Here is a 15,113-nt window from a genome sequence, read left to right on the forward strand (position 1 = left end):
GTACAATCTTAACTATTTTTTTAGACAAAACCAACTAAAACACTGATTTTTAACTGAAAGACTCGAATTTCATCAGGATAAACGAGGCATATCCGGCGATCAGATTACTCACAAGTGAGTAATAACCATTGATGAGCTTCTTCCGGGAAATACTTACAAATCTTCCGAATCTGAAACATCGCCGCGCAATGCCCGGTAACGTTTCCGTGCTTCGACGGTTAAAAGACTTCCTTTACACTCGAAAAGGATTTTCTTGTAGTATTCTGTGGCTTTTTCCTTGTCGTGGAGGTTCTTTTCATAGATTTCCGCCATCTGGAATACGGCATCGTCTGCCAGGATATCGTTTTTATAATAGGTGTAAATGCGGTTCAGGTAATCAAGCGCTTCCTTCCATTTTCCCTGGTATTCCATGGCTTGTGCTTTGCGCAGCAGGATTTCATCTGCCAGTCCGTGATCGGGGAACGCTGCATTGATCGAATCGTAGAGTTTGAAGGCACGGTCAAACTGGTGCTGCTCCAGAAGCAAATCGGCTTGTGCAAACTGGTACATGGCTGTGTAGTTACTGTCGAGTCCCAGGTTATCAGTGATCAAAACGGACAGTTTCATTGCGTCATTGGCAATGAGTTTACTGGTCGATTCTTTGAGGATGTCTAACTGCGACTGTGCAAACTTGAAATCTCCGTCGTAGTAAAACACGCGTGCATTCTTGTATTTCGCTTCGGAACCGATGGCTTCGAATTTGAAGTCTTTGTCGATCTGCATGTAATACAGGGATGCCTGCCAGATATCGTCTTTCAGTACCAATACGTCTGCCAGTGCCATTTTCACCTGTGCTTTTTCAAAGTCGGATAAGCCGGGAACAGCCAGACAGCTATCGAGCAGTTGCGCCGCGCCTTCGGCATCGTTTCCGTAATATGCTTTGATTTCTGCCAGTTCTTTTGCAGTGTAAACGGCATTTCGTCCCCAACCCAGCAGTTTCAATCCCTGGCGGTATTCTCTTTCTGCCGCAGCAATGTCTTCGGGCTGGTATTTCTTCTCTATCGTGATTTCGCGGTAACGGATATTGAGCAATGCACTGTACGCGGTATAATAATTCGGATTCTGCGAACCTTGTTCAATGATGTAATTGTATGCCGCACGTGCCGTTGTATAATCACTGTTTTCCACACACGTCTCAGCCAAGTCCATCACCCGGTAGCCGTTTCCTTTTTCTCTGCGGTCAAGTGCCTGTGTCTGCGTCAACGCCGCTTTGAACTCTTTCTTTTGGATGAACAACCAGATCAGCATTTCGGCATAAATGAAATCGTTGGGTTTCTTCTGAATCCGTACAAGCAGTTTCTCTTTCAGCTTTTGGTATACTCCTGTTTTGTCCTCCGAGAAGTCGATTTGTTTCGTCAGCGCATTCTGAATGTTGGAAGCATAATTCGGGTATTGATCCAACACATCAAAATACTCATCGATCATTTCATCCGTACGTCCAAGTAATGCATATACTTCTGCAAACTGAACCTGCAGCGGATAGTTTTTCTTCAGTTCTTTCCTGCCTGCTTCCAGCGTTTTCAATCCCCAATTTACTTTCCCTTTTTTCACAAAGGAATTGTACAACTCTACTACTTCATACCCGTTTGATGCGACTTGCTTGATGCGGTCGTTATAGAGTTTCTCTGTCTGAGACGTTCGTTCGGTTCGTTCGTACAAATCCCCCAGCGCAATGGTGTAGTCAAAATCTTTTGAGTTGGAAATGAGTTTTTTGAGAAACTTCTCCGCGTCTTTCTGCTGATTCGTTTTTTCCAGGCAATCCACATAACGCAGTTGGTCAAACTTGGTGCTCTGCTTGTTGATGATTTTTTCGAAATACGGAAGTGCCTTGTCGAATTCGCCGTTATTGTAGTATAAATTAGCCAATTGCTGGTCTGTGCTCGTTTGCGCAGAAAGAGCAAGGGAAAAGAACAGGCAACAAAAAATAATCAGGTGTTTCATCAAAGTACTTACTGCGTTGAAGGTGAATGTTCGTCCTTAAAACGTTCAAAAATAGGTTTAAATTGCTCGTAAGAATGTTTAAATTCTATAAATTGTTTCTCTAAAATCAGGCTGTGTTTCCGGATTTCTTTCGCTTCTTTGAGTTCAAATTGAACGTATTCATAATACTGCGCCCGGTCTCCCGCTCCGTTTTCCAGATCCGACTGCAGTGATTTCAACCGTTTTTGCTGTTCCTGCTGTGCTTTTCCAAGCTTTTTAAATTCTGAAGTGAAGAAATCAGTTGCCCGGTATGCCCGGATGAATCCGTCAATTTCCCCGGCAGTTTTCATATCCAGCGTGTCATTTCCCAATTCGATGTTGAAATCCAGCAAAATCATCTTGGATTGTCCGCGCAGTTTCAACAGCTGGTTTGTGTCCAACTCCCGTAGTAAGTGCACTACGGAATCGTTGGTCGCTTTGGTATACAGCACATCATCCTCAAACTTTCCGAGCTTGCTTTCACAGGAAAGCAGCAGGGCGAGCAGTAAAAGAAAGGAACCATTTCTGAGCATGAGACTAAGTTACGTAAAATGATTGGGTTGGGGTGAGTTGGGGAGTTCAAAACAAAAAATGGATTAAAAATGTGTGTGTTTTCCGTCGGAAAGCGAGTAGTAACAAGGGCTGTATGCAATATCGCGAATATGCATCAGGAACAAACAAAAAATCCCCTCTGCCAATCGACAGAAGGGATCTCATTATCCTATTGTGAATTAATCAATTCTTGTGAATCCCGTATACGGATGCAACACCTCCGGAATTTCAATTCCATCCAAGGTCTGGTAATTTTCCAGAATAGATGCCAGGATACGTGGCAGTGCTAACGCCGAACCGTTCAGGGTATGCGCCAGGTAATTTTTTTTATCCGCTCCCTTGAAACGCAGTTTCAAACGGTTTGCCTGGAACGTATCAAAGCGGGAACAAGAACTTACTTCCAGCCATTTTTCCTGTGCCGCAGAGTAAACTTCGAAATCGTACGTCATGGCAGAAGCAAAACCGGTATCTCCTCCACACAGGCGCAAAATGCGGTAGTGCAAGCCCAACTTCTCCAGCAATCCTTTCACGTGATCTACCATTTCAGTCAATGCTCTTTCCGTATTACGCGGGTGTTCGATGCGTACAATTTCAACCTTATCAAACTGATGTAAACGGTTCAAACCACGTACATGCGCTCCGTAGCTTCCCGCTTCTCGTCTGAAACAAGGCGTGTAACCTGTCATTTTGATAGAGAAATTCTCATCCGGAAGAACCACATCGCGGTAAATATTCGTCAACGGCACTTCTGCAGTAGGAATCATGTACAAATCATCTACGGGCATGTGGTACATCTGACCTTCTTTATCCGGCAACTGTCCGGTTCCGTATGCACTCGCCTCGTTTACCACGTGGGGAACCACAAACTCTTCGTAGCCTGCTTTTTCTGCTTCTTCCAGGAAGAAACGAATCAGGGCACGCTGTAATTTCGCTCCTTTTCCTTTGTAAACCGGGAAACCTGCTCCGGTAATTTTCACTCCCAGCTCAAAGTCGATCAAATCGAACTTCTTCGCTAATTCCCAGTGAGGAAGCGCGTTATTTTGCAATACAGCAGGCTCTCCGATCACTTCAATGATTTCGTTATCTTCCTCGTTCTTTCCGGCAACCACCTGTGTGTGCGGCACATTTGGAATCTGGTATAATAAATGGGTGATTTCATTTTCCAATGCATCCACCTGCAATTTCAACTGGTGTTCTTCCTGCTTCAGATCAGCTGTTTTTGTTTTCGCTGCTTCCGCCTCCGAAGCTTTACCACTTTTGAAAAATTCACCAATTTCCTTTGCAATTTTATTCAACTCGGACGCGATAGACTCCATGGACGTTTTCGCAGCACGCCATTGTTGGTCTTTAGCAATAATTGCATCGATTGTCTCTGTTACATCGATGTTGCGCTTTTTCAGTGCGGTGATGATCTCATCCCGTTCAGCGCGGATTTTGGTCATTTCTAACATAAATGAATGAATTTATGGTTTCAAAAAATGGTGATTTATAAAACATAAAAAGGCGAATTCCGTAACTGTCGGAACTCGCCTTTCTCAGAATGTTATAGTATTCGATTAAGCCTCCGCAGTTTCAAATGGAACTACCGATACAAACGAACGATTATCTTTCTTCTTACGGAACTCAACTGTTCCGTCAGTCAATGCATACAATGTGTGGTCTTTTCCAATACCCACATTGTTCCCTGGGTGGTGTGCAGTACCGCGTTGACGAACGATAATGTTCCCAGCGATTGCAGCTTGTCCACCAAAAATTTTCACTCCAAGACGCTTGCTTTCTGACTCGCGACCGTTTTTGGAACTACCGACTCCTTTTTTGTGTGCCATTTCTTTAAAATTTTGATCCGTCCGAAGACGAAATAATTACCCTTTAATATCTGTAATTGTAATTTGTGTAAAAGATTGACGGTGACCGTTTCTTTTCACATATCCTTTTCTGCGTTTTTTGCGGAAAATGATGATTGTATCACCTTTCACGTGATCATTAACTTGAGCAGTAACCTTAGCTCCTGCTATAGCTGGGGCGCCAATATTTACTTTCCCACCATTGTCTACTAACAAAACACGGTCAAATTCTACTTTTGATCCTGCTTCAGCATCCAGACGGTGTACAAAGATTTTTTGGTCTTTTTGCACTTTAAATTGCTGCCCTGCTATCTCTACAATTGCGTACATAACAGATGTTTTAAAATTTAATTTGGAGGGCAAAGATAGAAAACTTTTTCAACAATTTACGTGTTCCGATTATTTTTCTTCATGAAATTCACCGATTTACTCATCTTTCGCCTCCGTTTTCAGCTTCAGTGGATAAGTGGACGCTTATCCACCATTTACCCGGGTAGTTTTCTGTTATTCCCGGAATTCCGGTCATTTCAAGATCAATAGAACCTGGTGAGCTCAATAAGCAAATCAAAGATATCGTTTATCCCGGTCAAAAAAACAAAAAACCGATCCGTCAGACTGACAGACCGGTTGGTAACTCAAAAGGTATATTTTGATTGTCAATTACATTTTCTTCGGAAGCACAACCCCATCAATGACATACGTCACACCGTTCGACGAGATAACATCTGCAATAGTAATCTGAGCACCATTCACAAACCATTTTCCATCTTTCTCGGTAATCATCAAATCTTCTCCCTGAACCGTTTTCAGCTTCTGCCCATTTTTCAAATCTCCTGATTTGATTGCACCCGGAACCACATGATACGTCAAAACAGCTGTCAACTTTGCTTTGTTCTCAGGTTTCAATAAGTTTTCCACTGTTCCCTTCGGCAATTTATCGAAAGCGGCATTTGTTGGTGCAAAAACAGTAAACGGGCCTTCCCCTTTCAATGTTTCTACCAAACCGGCAGCTTTAACCGCCGCAACGAGTGTTGTGTGATCCGCAGATCCGACCGCATTGTCCACAATATCTTTCGATGGAACCATTTTAGCTCCTCCAACCATCACATAAGGCTCTTCTTTTTCTGCTTCCGGTTTCACAGGCATCTTTTCAGAAGCCTCCATCGTGGTTTCTTCTGACTTCTTCTCTTCGTTTCCTCCCCCACAGCTTGTCACTCCGAAAACAGTGATCGATGATGCAATAGCAATTGATAAAACTGACTTTTTCATAATTCGTTTTTTTAAGGTTATGAATGACCTACGTCGGAACTTTGCTTTTGGATTTTTCAGCACATAAAAAAAGCCTCGCAAAATTTGCAAGGCTCTTCAAATATGTTTGATCAGATTAGTTCTTATCTGCTGCTTCAATTATCGTTGGATATTCAAACTCTTGAACGCCTCCGAAACGGGAATGTAATAGCAAAATCCATAAATCCTGTCCCCTTCGCCATCTACAATTCCCCAAACACGAACCCCGATCTGCTGGCCGTTTACATTCACTAAAGGACCGCCGCTCATGCCGTTTGAGCTAACCGAATTCGTTTGGATGTATTGCTGGTTGTTAATCTTTCTGATTCCGGCAACAATTCCCGAAAACACAGAATTGAAATGCTCGATTTCCAGTGGTGTTCCGATATCAAACACCGCCTCTCCCAAACGATACGTATCACTAAAACCAATAGGCTTACAGGAATTACAATCAATTTTGATGAGCGCCACATCCAGTTCCTTATCACACCTTTCCAGGGTTGCTTTTAGCCGTTTTCCTGAGTTCAAAGTGACAAAAATGGTTTCCAAATCATTTACCACGTGGTAATTTGTCAGGATATACCCATCTTCTGAGATAACACTTCCGGAACCAAAACTGCTTTTGTCCGAATCGGTAACCAAAACCGTACTCTCCAGGTTTTCTTCCAGGCTCACTTTCCGATTCGTATTTTTTGTCCCCTTCAGCTGAATCGGTGGAAGTTTTTGATTAGACTCCCGCGTTTCCTTGTAAAGCGGATTCCTTTTATCCAGGAAATACTGTGTTCTTTCAGCTTGCAGAAAACGATAAAAACTCCCCCTGATAGCATCTTCGATGGCAGCAGCCAAGCCATCTCCAAAAAAAAGACCGTGCCTGAACCTTCCATGAATACTCTCCGGAATGAACCCCGAAATTGAATTGTACGTTCTCATGGGACTTCTATAAAGTACCTCATCATAAGTATTCAAAAGTCTCCACTCTCCCCTAATCTGAATAGAAGCATCTCCGCCTTCAACAGACATGATCCGAACGTTTTCCGTGACCAGCTGAACGGACAAGTCTTCAGGAGAACCAAAAACTCCCGGATGATCAAAGTTTCCCAGCACCAGATATGGATCCAGGTAATCCGACACCTCAAAGGATGAAAGCGCTTTTTTAACTTGCAGGTATTTGAACGAATCAAACCTGTTTGTCAAATCCGGATTTCCAAAAAAGCCATCAAAAATCTCCCTGTTCTCCTCATATTCCTCTTCACTTTCAAATGCGTATGAACTGTAGGTCGGGAGTGTAACCACTGCATCTTTTAACTCAAAGAAACGCTGATTCTCTTTTTTCTCTACCACTAAATTCTCCGGCACCAGCGTCAGGTAAACTTTGCCAACCCGGTCTTTATCGCGTGTCAGAGTACTGTATGGAAAGATGGTCACATCCAATTCTTCGTAATGCTTAACAGAAGCAGAAACAGCAGTCAATTCGCTAATTTCAACCCTGATCGAATCAGTGTTCCGATACGTGTCTTCCCCAATGCGAATTTCACCTTTACCATTCACAAGAATAATATCTACCAGGTTGTCTTTCCGTTTGGAAGAGCAGGAAGCAATGAGAAGAAGTACTAAAAATAGGGCGATGGTTTGTTTCATAGTTTTACATAGTGGTGCGAAGATAGGAGAAAGGTGGTTTCAGCACATAAAAAAAGCCTCGCAAAACTTGCAAGGCTCTTCAAATATGTTTGATCAGATTATTTCTTATCTGCCGTTTCGTCCTTTTCAAAAACACGTTTCGGACGCATTTGCTGACCAATTCCCAAGGTAATCCAGAAAGGAAGAACAAATCCCATCAAGAATAACAACATCCAAAATGCCATACCTCCAATCAAAAGAAATAATACAATACCGAAAATACTCATGGCGTACTAATTTGTGTTTTGTGTGGGTAAAAGTAGTAAAAAAATCAAAAGTATATCGCTTTCTCCGGAAATATTCTGAGAAAAATGCCTCAGGAAGCCAGTTGGCTCAAGAGACTTTCTGCACGCGTGAGTAATTCTTCCGTTTCAAGATTCTCAGTTCCAAATCCGTAACGGTACTGATCACATGTTTCGATGATCTCCCGCAGGCCTTTCGCCAATTCCGGCTTGGTGTCGATCAGGCGGTCAAAAGCCTTCTCGCGCGACTGGAAATTACACTTTTCACACTGCTCAATGCGTTGAATAATCGCTTTCGGAAGAAGGATTGCAAAAGAACCCGGGTCGCCCAGCGCATCAGCTGCATCTTTCCAGTAATTGATTGTTTCTTTTACCGGCTCTTCTTTCAAGTCATTCAGGAATACCGGACCTTTCGGCAATTCAATGTGCTCTACGGAAATGGTTCCGTCTTCCTGTTTTTTGCGTTTTCTGGCCATCAGTAAAACGAACAACAATCCCAGTAAACTGGTCGGAGCAACAATTCCTACCCACAAACGGGTTTTGGATCCGGATTCTGAGGACGACGTTTTTGTAGTCGTTGTTTTGGCGTTTTTCACACTCACCAGATCCGTATGTGTTCCTGATCCGGGATTGCTTGCTACAACCGGGTTGAAGCTCTTGTCCGGAATCACTTTAATGCGAAACGGATTTCCTTTGATCGTTTGGTATTTTTCTTTTTCCGGGTCGAAATAGCTAATGGAAGGCGCCTGGAATTCCAAATCTTTCCCGTCCAGTACCTGGATATTGAAACGGTACGTGATCATTCCTTCCGCCCCACTCTCTGTAAAGTCAATGTCCTCCACGCGTTCCGGATCTCCGTAAATGGAACATCCTTTCGGGAGAACCAGTTTCGGCGTATTGGAATTATGGATGTTTCCAAAACCTGAAACGATCAGCTCCAGCGTAAATACATCACCTTCCTTGATCTCTCCGGTAGGATTTTTCTGCGTCAGACGGTAATCTCCTACTGCCCCGATAAAGTCTTTCGGCGCATTGTTCGGCAAAGGTTTCACATTGATTGTCAACCCTGCGGAACGGAAACGAATGGTTTTCGAAAAAATCGATCCGTGGCATCTTACCGCCATTTCAAATGGTTTCACATGACATTTACCCGTTGCAACCGGGATCAATAGTTGTTTTCCGTATTCGAACGTCAGGGCGTCTTTTCCGTTCACCCGGGTCTGTTCTACTTCCACTCTTCCGTTCGGGAACACGTGTTCTTCCATGGAAACGTCTGCTTTGAAATCTGAATAACCTTCCAGGTACTCGATATTCATGTAGGAAAACACCTTCGCTTTCAGCAAGACCGGTTCTCCTTCATAAACACATTGTTTTTTACACTGGATCAACCCGAAAACCGGGTCATTGGAATTGACTTTATTGTCTTCCGGAGCAGATTCCGTGACTTTGACAGTGATTTTATTGGAACGGTAGGTTTTGTTGCGGTGGGTCGTGTAAGCATAAAAGGAATACGTTCCTTCTTTCTTGAATGCACCCGACTGCTGCATGTAATAATACGTTTTGATTTTTCCGCTCGGATCCATTTTCTGTTCCATTCCGTGCATTACACCGAAATCGACTTCAAATTCAACCGGGAAATCAATTTTCATCGAACCCTCCACATTGGAAGTAACCGTAAAAGTCAAATGTTCATCCTGCCCGATTTCTTTCTTATCGCAGGTTAAGGCTACCACAGTTTTCTGGGCAACGGAAATCTGGCTCACTAACGTGAACAGAACCAACAGCAGCTGCCATTGATTACCAGTCTTTACGTGCTTTCTTACCACCTGTTGTACCTTTTGAACCATCTATTCGTCTCTTCGTATTTAGTTCCTGCTTTGCAAACTCATCCAGTTTCCGCTCAGTTTCCTTATCCTGCAGTTTCTGCTTATCTCCACCACCTTTGTGATTTTGAGACTGGGAATTCTGATTTTGCTGATCCTGGTTTTGCTTGTTATCCTGCGATTGATTCTGATTCTTATCGCCCTTCTGCTGCGGATTTTGGTTATTGTTCTGCTGCGGATTGTTTTGATTTTGATTATTCTCTTTATTCTGTTGCTCGTTATTCTTATTCTGCTGTTGTTTTTTCTGCTGCTCAAGCAGTCGTTTTGCCTCCATCAGGCGCTGTCTGGCTTTTTCGTTATCCGGATCGAGCCTCAACACCTGTTTGTAAGTATCCACCGCACCCTGGTAATCCTGCTGCTTCATACGGGATTCTCCCAAACTTGTTCGGGCACGAATCTCTTTTTCTTTAGTATTTGCGTTATTTGCCTGACGTTCAAAACTTTCCGAAGCAGTTCTGAAATCGTTTGCGCGATATGCAGTCTGACCAATCTCCTGAGACAAATCTACATCATTTGGCGCAGAACTCTCGGCTCTTTTATAATACTTTAACGCTTCTTTGTAATTCCCTTCTTTGTACAACTTACGGGCATGATTCAAATCTTCTTCCCAGTTTTGGCTGAAAGCTCCGAAACCCCAAAAACACATAGCAATTAGCAACAACTGTTTCATCGTTTATCGGGATTGATAAGGATTGGTAAAAAGAAGTAGCAGATCATACATAGTAGTGCCAGTATTGCAGGAATATAAAAATAGTTTTTATCTACATTAAATTCCACTTTCATCAACTGTTTATTCTTCGAATTCTTGTAATTAGCCGCGATATCGTAAATATTTGGGAATGCGCTGTTTGAAACCACCAACACGCTTCCGGATGCCGACGCCATGCGCGCCAGTGCCGTCTTATCCAGTTTTGATACAACTGCCACACCGTTTTCCCGCTTGTATCCTTCCGAAGCGTCATACGGGTTATTCGGAATCAATCCGCCTTTCGGAGATCCCAAACCAAGATATGCCAGTTCGATGTGTTTCTTCTGCAAAGCTGCAACCTGCTCTTTCCAGAGATTCTCGTGGTCTTCTCCATCCGTAATGACCAAAACCGCTTTCCCGGACTCCGTGTCTTTGAATTGCTCCTGAGCCTGCTCCAGCGCTCTTCCGATGTTCGTTCCCTGATCGGTAATCATCGAGGTTTCGATATCCGGAATGAAGAGTTTCGCCGCACCATAGTCCATCGTAAGTGGGAGCTGCGTGTAGGCATCGTTGGCAAAGACCACCACTGCGATGCGTTCTCCTTTCAACTGATTCAGCAATTCCCCGATAGCTTGCTTGGCAGCCGTGAGACGACTTGTTTGTCCGCCCCCCATGTCTTTGGTGTTCATGGAATTGGAAATATCCAGGCAGATGACCAAATCCAGCACGCGTTTCGAGCCGTTCACTTTCCGCGATCCCGCCACGGGCTGCGCCATCGCCAGAACGATGAAAAAGTACGTGCTTCGAAGCAGGAAGTAATGTAAAAAGGCTTTTACGGGTTCAAATTTGACCCACAGCATGCGGGTGGAACCAAAACCGGAATACTGTTCGTACACTTTCGCCTTCCAGTTCCACTGAAACCAGGTCAGTACACCCAAAACGGGAATCACCAGCCACAACGGAAGCATTTCCGGGTGAAGCAGTTTCACTCCCCACTTTCCAAACGGGAAAACGGCATAGCAAACCAGTACGAGCATCCACCAGATTCCCTCGGAAATAAACAAAAGCTTCATCAACTGCTGATATGTGGTCTGTTTTTTAGTCATCCAGTCTGAATTTCAGTCGTTGAACACCCCATGCAGTCAGCGAGAACAGCATACTCCAGATAAAAAAGGGAAACAAGGTGAGCGGAGGTTCGGAAGCCAGGTGCTGGTTTTCCATTTTCCGTTTCTCCAGTTGGTCTATTTCGGCGTAAATTTTTTCGAGTGATTTTTCGTCCTGTGCCCGGAAGTATTTTCCACCGGTCAGTTTCGAGATTTCTTTCAGAATTCCTTCATCGATTTCCACGGGCGAGTTTTGGTATACGATCCCGAACGGTGTTTGAACCGGAACCGGAGCCATTCCTTTTGCCCCCACTCCAATCGTATACACCTTGCATTTTTTCGCTTTGGCCAATGCAGCAGCTTCCATCGGATCGGGGCCGGTATTGCTACTTCCGTCTGTGAGTAAAATAATCACTTTAGAAGGAAGACTGTCACTTCTCAGGCGCGTAACCGCCACTCCCAATCCGCTTCCGATTGCCGTTCCGGGCTCGAGGTAGCCCGGCTCAATTTCCGTAATCTGCTGCTTCAGAAGTTTGTAATCCAGTGTTGCCGGACAAGCGGTGTATGCTTCCCCCTCGTAAACGACCAATCCTACGCGGTCTCCTTTCCGGGAATCCACGAATTTTTTGGCAACGCGCTTGGCTACTTCCAGGCGGTTGGGATCAAAATCCTGCGCCAGCATCGATCCGGATGCGTCAATTGCCAAAATGATGTCGATTCCGTTCTTGTAATCGATTTTCGGAGGATCGATGGAGGTATTGTATGGTTCGGCCAGTACCAGCACCAGACACGCCATGGAAAGCGCGTAAAACGCATTGACTCCCCAACGCACGTAACGCACCCAACCGATGGAATACGATAATTGTTCCTGCTCGGAACTGGCATATTTCAGCTGACCGGAACGATTCTTCTGCAGGTATTCCCACAGAAACAACAATGCCGGAATTGCCAGCAGCAGCCAAAGCATCTGCGGTTTGTAGAAATCATATTCCCAAAAACATATGTTGAAGTAGCGGCTCATTCCGGGATTTCCAAAGGACTTAATTCGGTAACTATTTCTTCGAGTCGTAAGAGACTTGAACGAACGCGGATATCATCCAGCTCGGTTTTGGCAAATTTCACCATGTCTGCCTCTTTCAGCAAGACTTCGATGCGCTTGACCATCCTCAAATCCAACTGTTTTAACTTCAACAGCGTGATTGTTTCCTGGGTCGTGCGTTCCATCAGGTTCAATTCGTAACGGGAACTCAGGTACATTTTCAAAACGGCCGAAAATGCCACATAATGCGCTTTCGTTTTTCCATGCAGCCAGTCTTCCTTCTTCCGCAATTGATGAATCGTCAACAAGGTTCGTTCACGCAAACTCAATTCTTCTGTTTTCCTCACCTTCCGGCGTCTGTTCCAGCGGATCGCGAACACAATTCCCAGCGTTACAATGACAAGAACCCACCAATAGTCTTTCAGCAATTTCAGGTAATCGTTGACCGGATCAACGGGGATCTCCTCGATTCCTTCCTTGACTTTTTTCTTGATAAATCCGACGTACAAATTCGGTGCACGAAACGAGAACGTAGAATCTCCCCAGCTCATCCACAAATCCGGGAGGCGGTATTTCGCCGAATCCCAGGCAATGAGCGTGTACACTCCTTTCCAGTACTTAATTCCTTTCTGTGTGTATGTTGAATCACGGAAGGATGCGATTTCCAGTTCAGCACCCGGTTTCCAGAGTGTTTCTCCTTTGTGAATCTCTTCACAACTGAAAATTCCGGTAATCGGGTTGTAATCGAATTTAGCCGGTTTGTTTTTAACCAGGATGGTCAGTTTTGCCTTGTCGCCGACCCGCACGGAATCTTCTGCCCAAAAAACGTGCGTTGTCTGAGCATGAACTGCTACCAGACACCAACAGGCCAATATGGACAAAACCCCTTTCATTTCCGGCGTTTGAATAATTGAAGTAAAGGGCGGTACACGTGGTCACCAACCTCAAAAAAGGCCGCATCGATTCCCAGCTGCTGGAAAAAAAGTTCATTCTTTTCTCTCCGTTGATGGTAATTTCGTTCGTAATCCCGCCGAACCACAGCCGATGAGCTATCGATCCAGTTGGTCGTATTGGTTTCAGCATTGACCCAGCGCACAAATCCTACATCCGGTAGTTTTGCTTCTCCCGGATCGCTGACTCCCAGCGCAACCAGGTCGTGTTTTCTGGCGGTATTTGCAAATCCTTCCTTGCTCATTTCGAGCTGGGAAAAATCGCTTATAACAAAGCAAATACTTCGTTGTTTGAAGATGTTTCGTGCATATTTCAATCCGGTATCCAGGCTCGTTCCGGCAGATTTCGGACTCAGGTTAATGAGTTTGCGTAACAGGAAGTGAACGTGTCCGAAGCCTTTTTTCGGCGGAACGTAATATTCCACTTCATCCGAAACAAAGAGCGCTCCCACTTTATCGTTCTTTTTTGCAGCGGAAAAAGCCAGCGTTGCCGCGAGTTCTACCGCCAGGGAAATCTTGGAATCGGCTCCCTGACCAAAGTACATGGAACCCGAAACATCGATGATGAGCAAAACAGTCAGTTCGCGCTCTTCTTCAAAAATCTTGATGAACGGCTCCCGGAAACGGGCTGTTACGTTCCAGTCGATGGTTCTCACATCGTCTCCGACCTGGTAAGACCGCACTTCACTGAACGACATGCCACGGCCCTTGAACGCCGACTGGTATTGTCCGGCGAAAACCTGTTCCGTCATACCGCGAGTTTGAAGCTCGATGGTACGAATGCGTTTCAGTAAAGCGTCTTTATCCATGGGGTTGTTATGGAACTTCTACACGCTGCAATAAACGTTCGATGATTTGTTCCGGCTTCACTCCGTCGGCTTCTGCTTCGTAGTTCAACCCGATGCGGTGCCGGAGCACATCCATCGCTACCGTACGTACATCATCCGGGATCACGAAACCACGTTGCTCCAGGAAGGCATTTGCCTTGGCTGCAAGCGCCAGGTTAATGGAAGCTCTTGGCGACGCTCCGTAAAGCAGGTATTTGGAAATTTCGGAAACTCCTGCGGTAGCCGGGTTCCGTGTTGCGTCTACAATATCTACGATGTAACGCTCCACTTTCTCATCGAGGTAGATGGAACGCGTCAGTTGTTTTCCTTTGATCAAATCGTCCGGGTGCATCACATGCGACACTTTTTCAAGTCCTTCCGGGCGCACATTGGAGCGGAGAATCAATTGTTCTTCCTGCTTGGACGGATATCCCATGAACACTTTCAGCATGAAACGGTCTACCTGTGCTTCGGGCAGTGGATAGGTTCCTTCCTGCTCGATCGGGTTTTGTGTAGCCAGCACCAAAAAGGGTTTCGGCAACTGGTAGGTCGAATCACCGATGGTCACCTGGCGTTCCTGCATGGCTTCAAGAAGCGCCGCCTGCACTTTTGCAGGTGCACGGTTGATCTCATCTGCCAAAACGAAATTGGCGAAGATCGGCCCTTTTTTAACGGCAAATTGTTCGGATTTCTGCTGGTAAATCAGGGTTCCGGTAACGTCTGCAGGTAATAAATCCGGCGTAAACTGGATGCGTGAAAAATCTGCCGATACCGCACTGGAAAGCGTTCGGATAGCCAATGTTTTTGCTAATCCGGGAACACCTTCTAGCAATACATGCCCGTCGGCCAGCAGCGCAATCAGTAAACTTCGAACCATATTCTCCTGTCCGATGATTACTTTTCCAATTTCACGACGCAATAAATCGTATTTCAATCCCTCCGCTTTAATCTCATTTGCAATCACTTGCAACTGTTCGGAAGGAGATAAATTAGGTATGTCCATCATAGTTTTAGCCTAAGGGC

The 15,113-nt window shown here is 44.9% G+C and carries 15 protein-coding genes; all 15 read right to left on the minus strand.

The annotated features are described in order from the left end of the window. Nucleotides 1-153: 153 nt before the first annotated feature. Nucleotides 154-1,980, minus strand: coding sequence for a tetratricopeptide repeat protein (locus ABDV94_RS10270; RefSeq protein ID WP_343747086.1), 1,827 nt, complete (start codon nucleotides 1,978-1,980; stop codon nucleotides 154-156). 8 nt (nucleotides 1,981-1,988) lie between these two features. Beyond that, nucleotides 1,989-2,531, minus strand: coding sequence for a hypothetical protein (locus tag ABDV94_RS10275; protein WP_343747087.1), 543 nt, complete (start codon nucleotides 2,529-2,531; stop codon nucleotides 1,989-1,991). A 198-nt stretch (nucleotides 2,532-2,729) separates the two neighbouring features. After that, the gene (gene serS, locus ABDV94_RS10280; RefSeq protein ID WP_343747088.1) at nucleotides 2,730-4,001 is read right to left on the minus strand and encodes a serine--tRNA ligase; all 1,272 of its coding nucleotides are present in this window, start codon (nucleotides 3,999-4,001) and stop codon (nucleotides 2,730-2,732) included. A 105-nt stretch (nucleotides 4,002-4,106) separates the two neighbouring features. Then, nucleotides 4,107-4,376, minus strand: coding sequence for a 50S ribosomal protein L27 (gene rpmA, locus ABDV94_RS10285; protein ID WP_309281440.1), 270 nt, complete (start codon nucleotides 4,374-4,376; stop codon nucleotides 4,107-4,109). 36 nt (nucleotides 4,377-4,412) lie between these two features. Then, nucleotides 4,413-4,724, minus strand: coding sequence for a 50S ribosomal protein L21 (rplU, locus tag ABDV94_RS10290; RefSeq protein WP_343747089.1), 312 nt, complete (start codon nucleotides 4,722-4,724; stop codon nucleotides 4,413-4,415). A gap of 330 nt (nucleotides 4,725-5,054) precedes the next feature. Beyond that, nucleotides 5,055-5,558, minus strand: a complete 504-nt coding sequence (locus ABDV94_RS10295; RefSeq protein WP_343747287.1) for a fasciclin domain-containing protein — start codon at nucleotides 5,556-5,558, stop codon at nucleotides 5,055-5,057. 243 nt (nucleotides 5,559-5,801) lie between these two features. Then, complete coding sequence (locus ABDV94_RS10300) at nucleotides 5,802-7,319, minus strand: trypsin-like peptidase domain-containing protein (protein ID WP_343747090.1); 1,518 nt, start codon at nucleotides 7,317-7,319, stop codon at nucleotides 5,802-5,804. A 98-nt stretch (nucleotides 7,320-7,417) separates the two neighbouring features. Further along, nucleotides 7,418-7,585: a hypothetical protein gene (locus ABDV94_RS10305; RefSeq protein WP_343747091.1), complete on the minus strand. Its 168-nt coding sequence runs from the start codon at nucleotides 7,583-7,585 to the stop codon at nucleotides 7,418-7,420. An 89-nt stretch (nucleotides 7,586-7,674) separates the two neighbouring features. Next, nucleotides 7,675-9,447, minus strand: a complete 1,773-nt coding sequence (locus ABDV94_RS10310; RefSeq protein ID WP_343747092.1) for a hypothetical protein — start codon at nucleotides 9,445-9,447, stop codon at nucleotides 7,675-7,677. Further along, nucleotides 9,398-10,153 (minus strand): tetratricopeptide repeat protein, encoded by a 756-nt coding sequence (locus ABDV94_RS10315; protein WP_343747093.1) that lies wholly within the window; start codon nucleotides 10,151-10,153, stop codon nucleotides 9,398-9,400. The genes ABDV94_RS10310 and ABDV94_RS10315 overlap by 50 nt, the downstream gene beginning before the upstream one ends. Next, the gene (locus ABDV94_RS10320; RefSeq protein ID WP_343747094.1) at nucleotides 10,150-11,277 is read right to left on the minus strand and encodes a VWA domain-containing protein; all 1,128 of its coding nucleotides are present in this window, start codon (nucleotides 11,275-11,277) and stop codon (nucleotides 10,150-10,152) included. The genes ABDV94_RS10315 and ABDV94_RS10320 overlap by 4 nt, the downstream gene beginning before the upstream one ends. Next, complete coding sequence (locus ABDV94_RS10325) at nucleotides 11,270-12,295, minus strand: VWA domain-containing protein (RefSeq protein ID WP_343747095.1); 1,026 nt, start codon at nucleotides 12,293-12,295, stop codon at nucleotides 11,270-11,272. The genes ABDV94_RS10320 and ABDV94_RS10325 overlap by 8 nt, the downstream gene beginning before the upstream one ends. After that, the gene (locus ABDV94_RS10330) at nucleotides 12,292-13,206 is read right to left on the minus strand and encodes a hypothetical protein (protein WP_343747096.1); all 915 of its coding nucleotides are present in this window, start codon (nucleotides 13,204-13,206) and stop codon (nucleotides 12,292-12,294) included. Before ABDV94_RS10330 ends, ABDV94_RS10325 begins: the two co-directional genes overlap by 4 nt. After that, nucleotides 13,203-14,072 carry a DUF58 domain-containing protein gene (locus ABDV94_RS10335; RefSeq protein ID WP_343747097.1) on the minus strand — a complete coding sequence of 290 codons (870 nt, stop codon included), beginning with the start codon at nucleotides 14,070-14,072 and terminating at the stop codon, nucleotides 13,203-13,205. Before ABDV94_RS10335 ends, ABDV94_RS10330 begins: the two co-directional genes overlap by 4 nt. 7 nt (nucleotides 14,073-14,079) lie before the next feature. Continuing rightward, the gene (locus ABDV94_RS10340; RefSeq protein WP_343747098.1) at nucleotides 14,080-15,096 is read right to left on the minus strand and encodes an AAA family ATPase; all 1,017 of its coding nucleotides are present in this window, start codon (nucleotides 15,094-15,096) and stop codon (nucleotides 14,080-14,082) included. Nucleotides 15,097-15,113 lie beyond the last annotated feature (17 nt).

Source organism: Fluviicola sp. (assembly GCF_039596355.1).
Classification (GTDB): domain Bacteria; phylum Bacteroidota; class Bacteroidia; order Flavobacteriales_D; family Crocinitomicaceae; genus Fluviicola.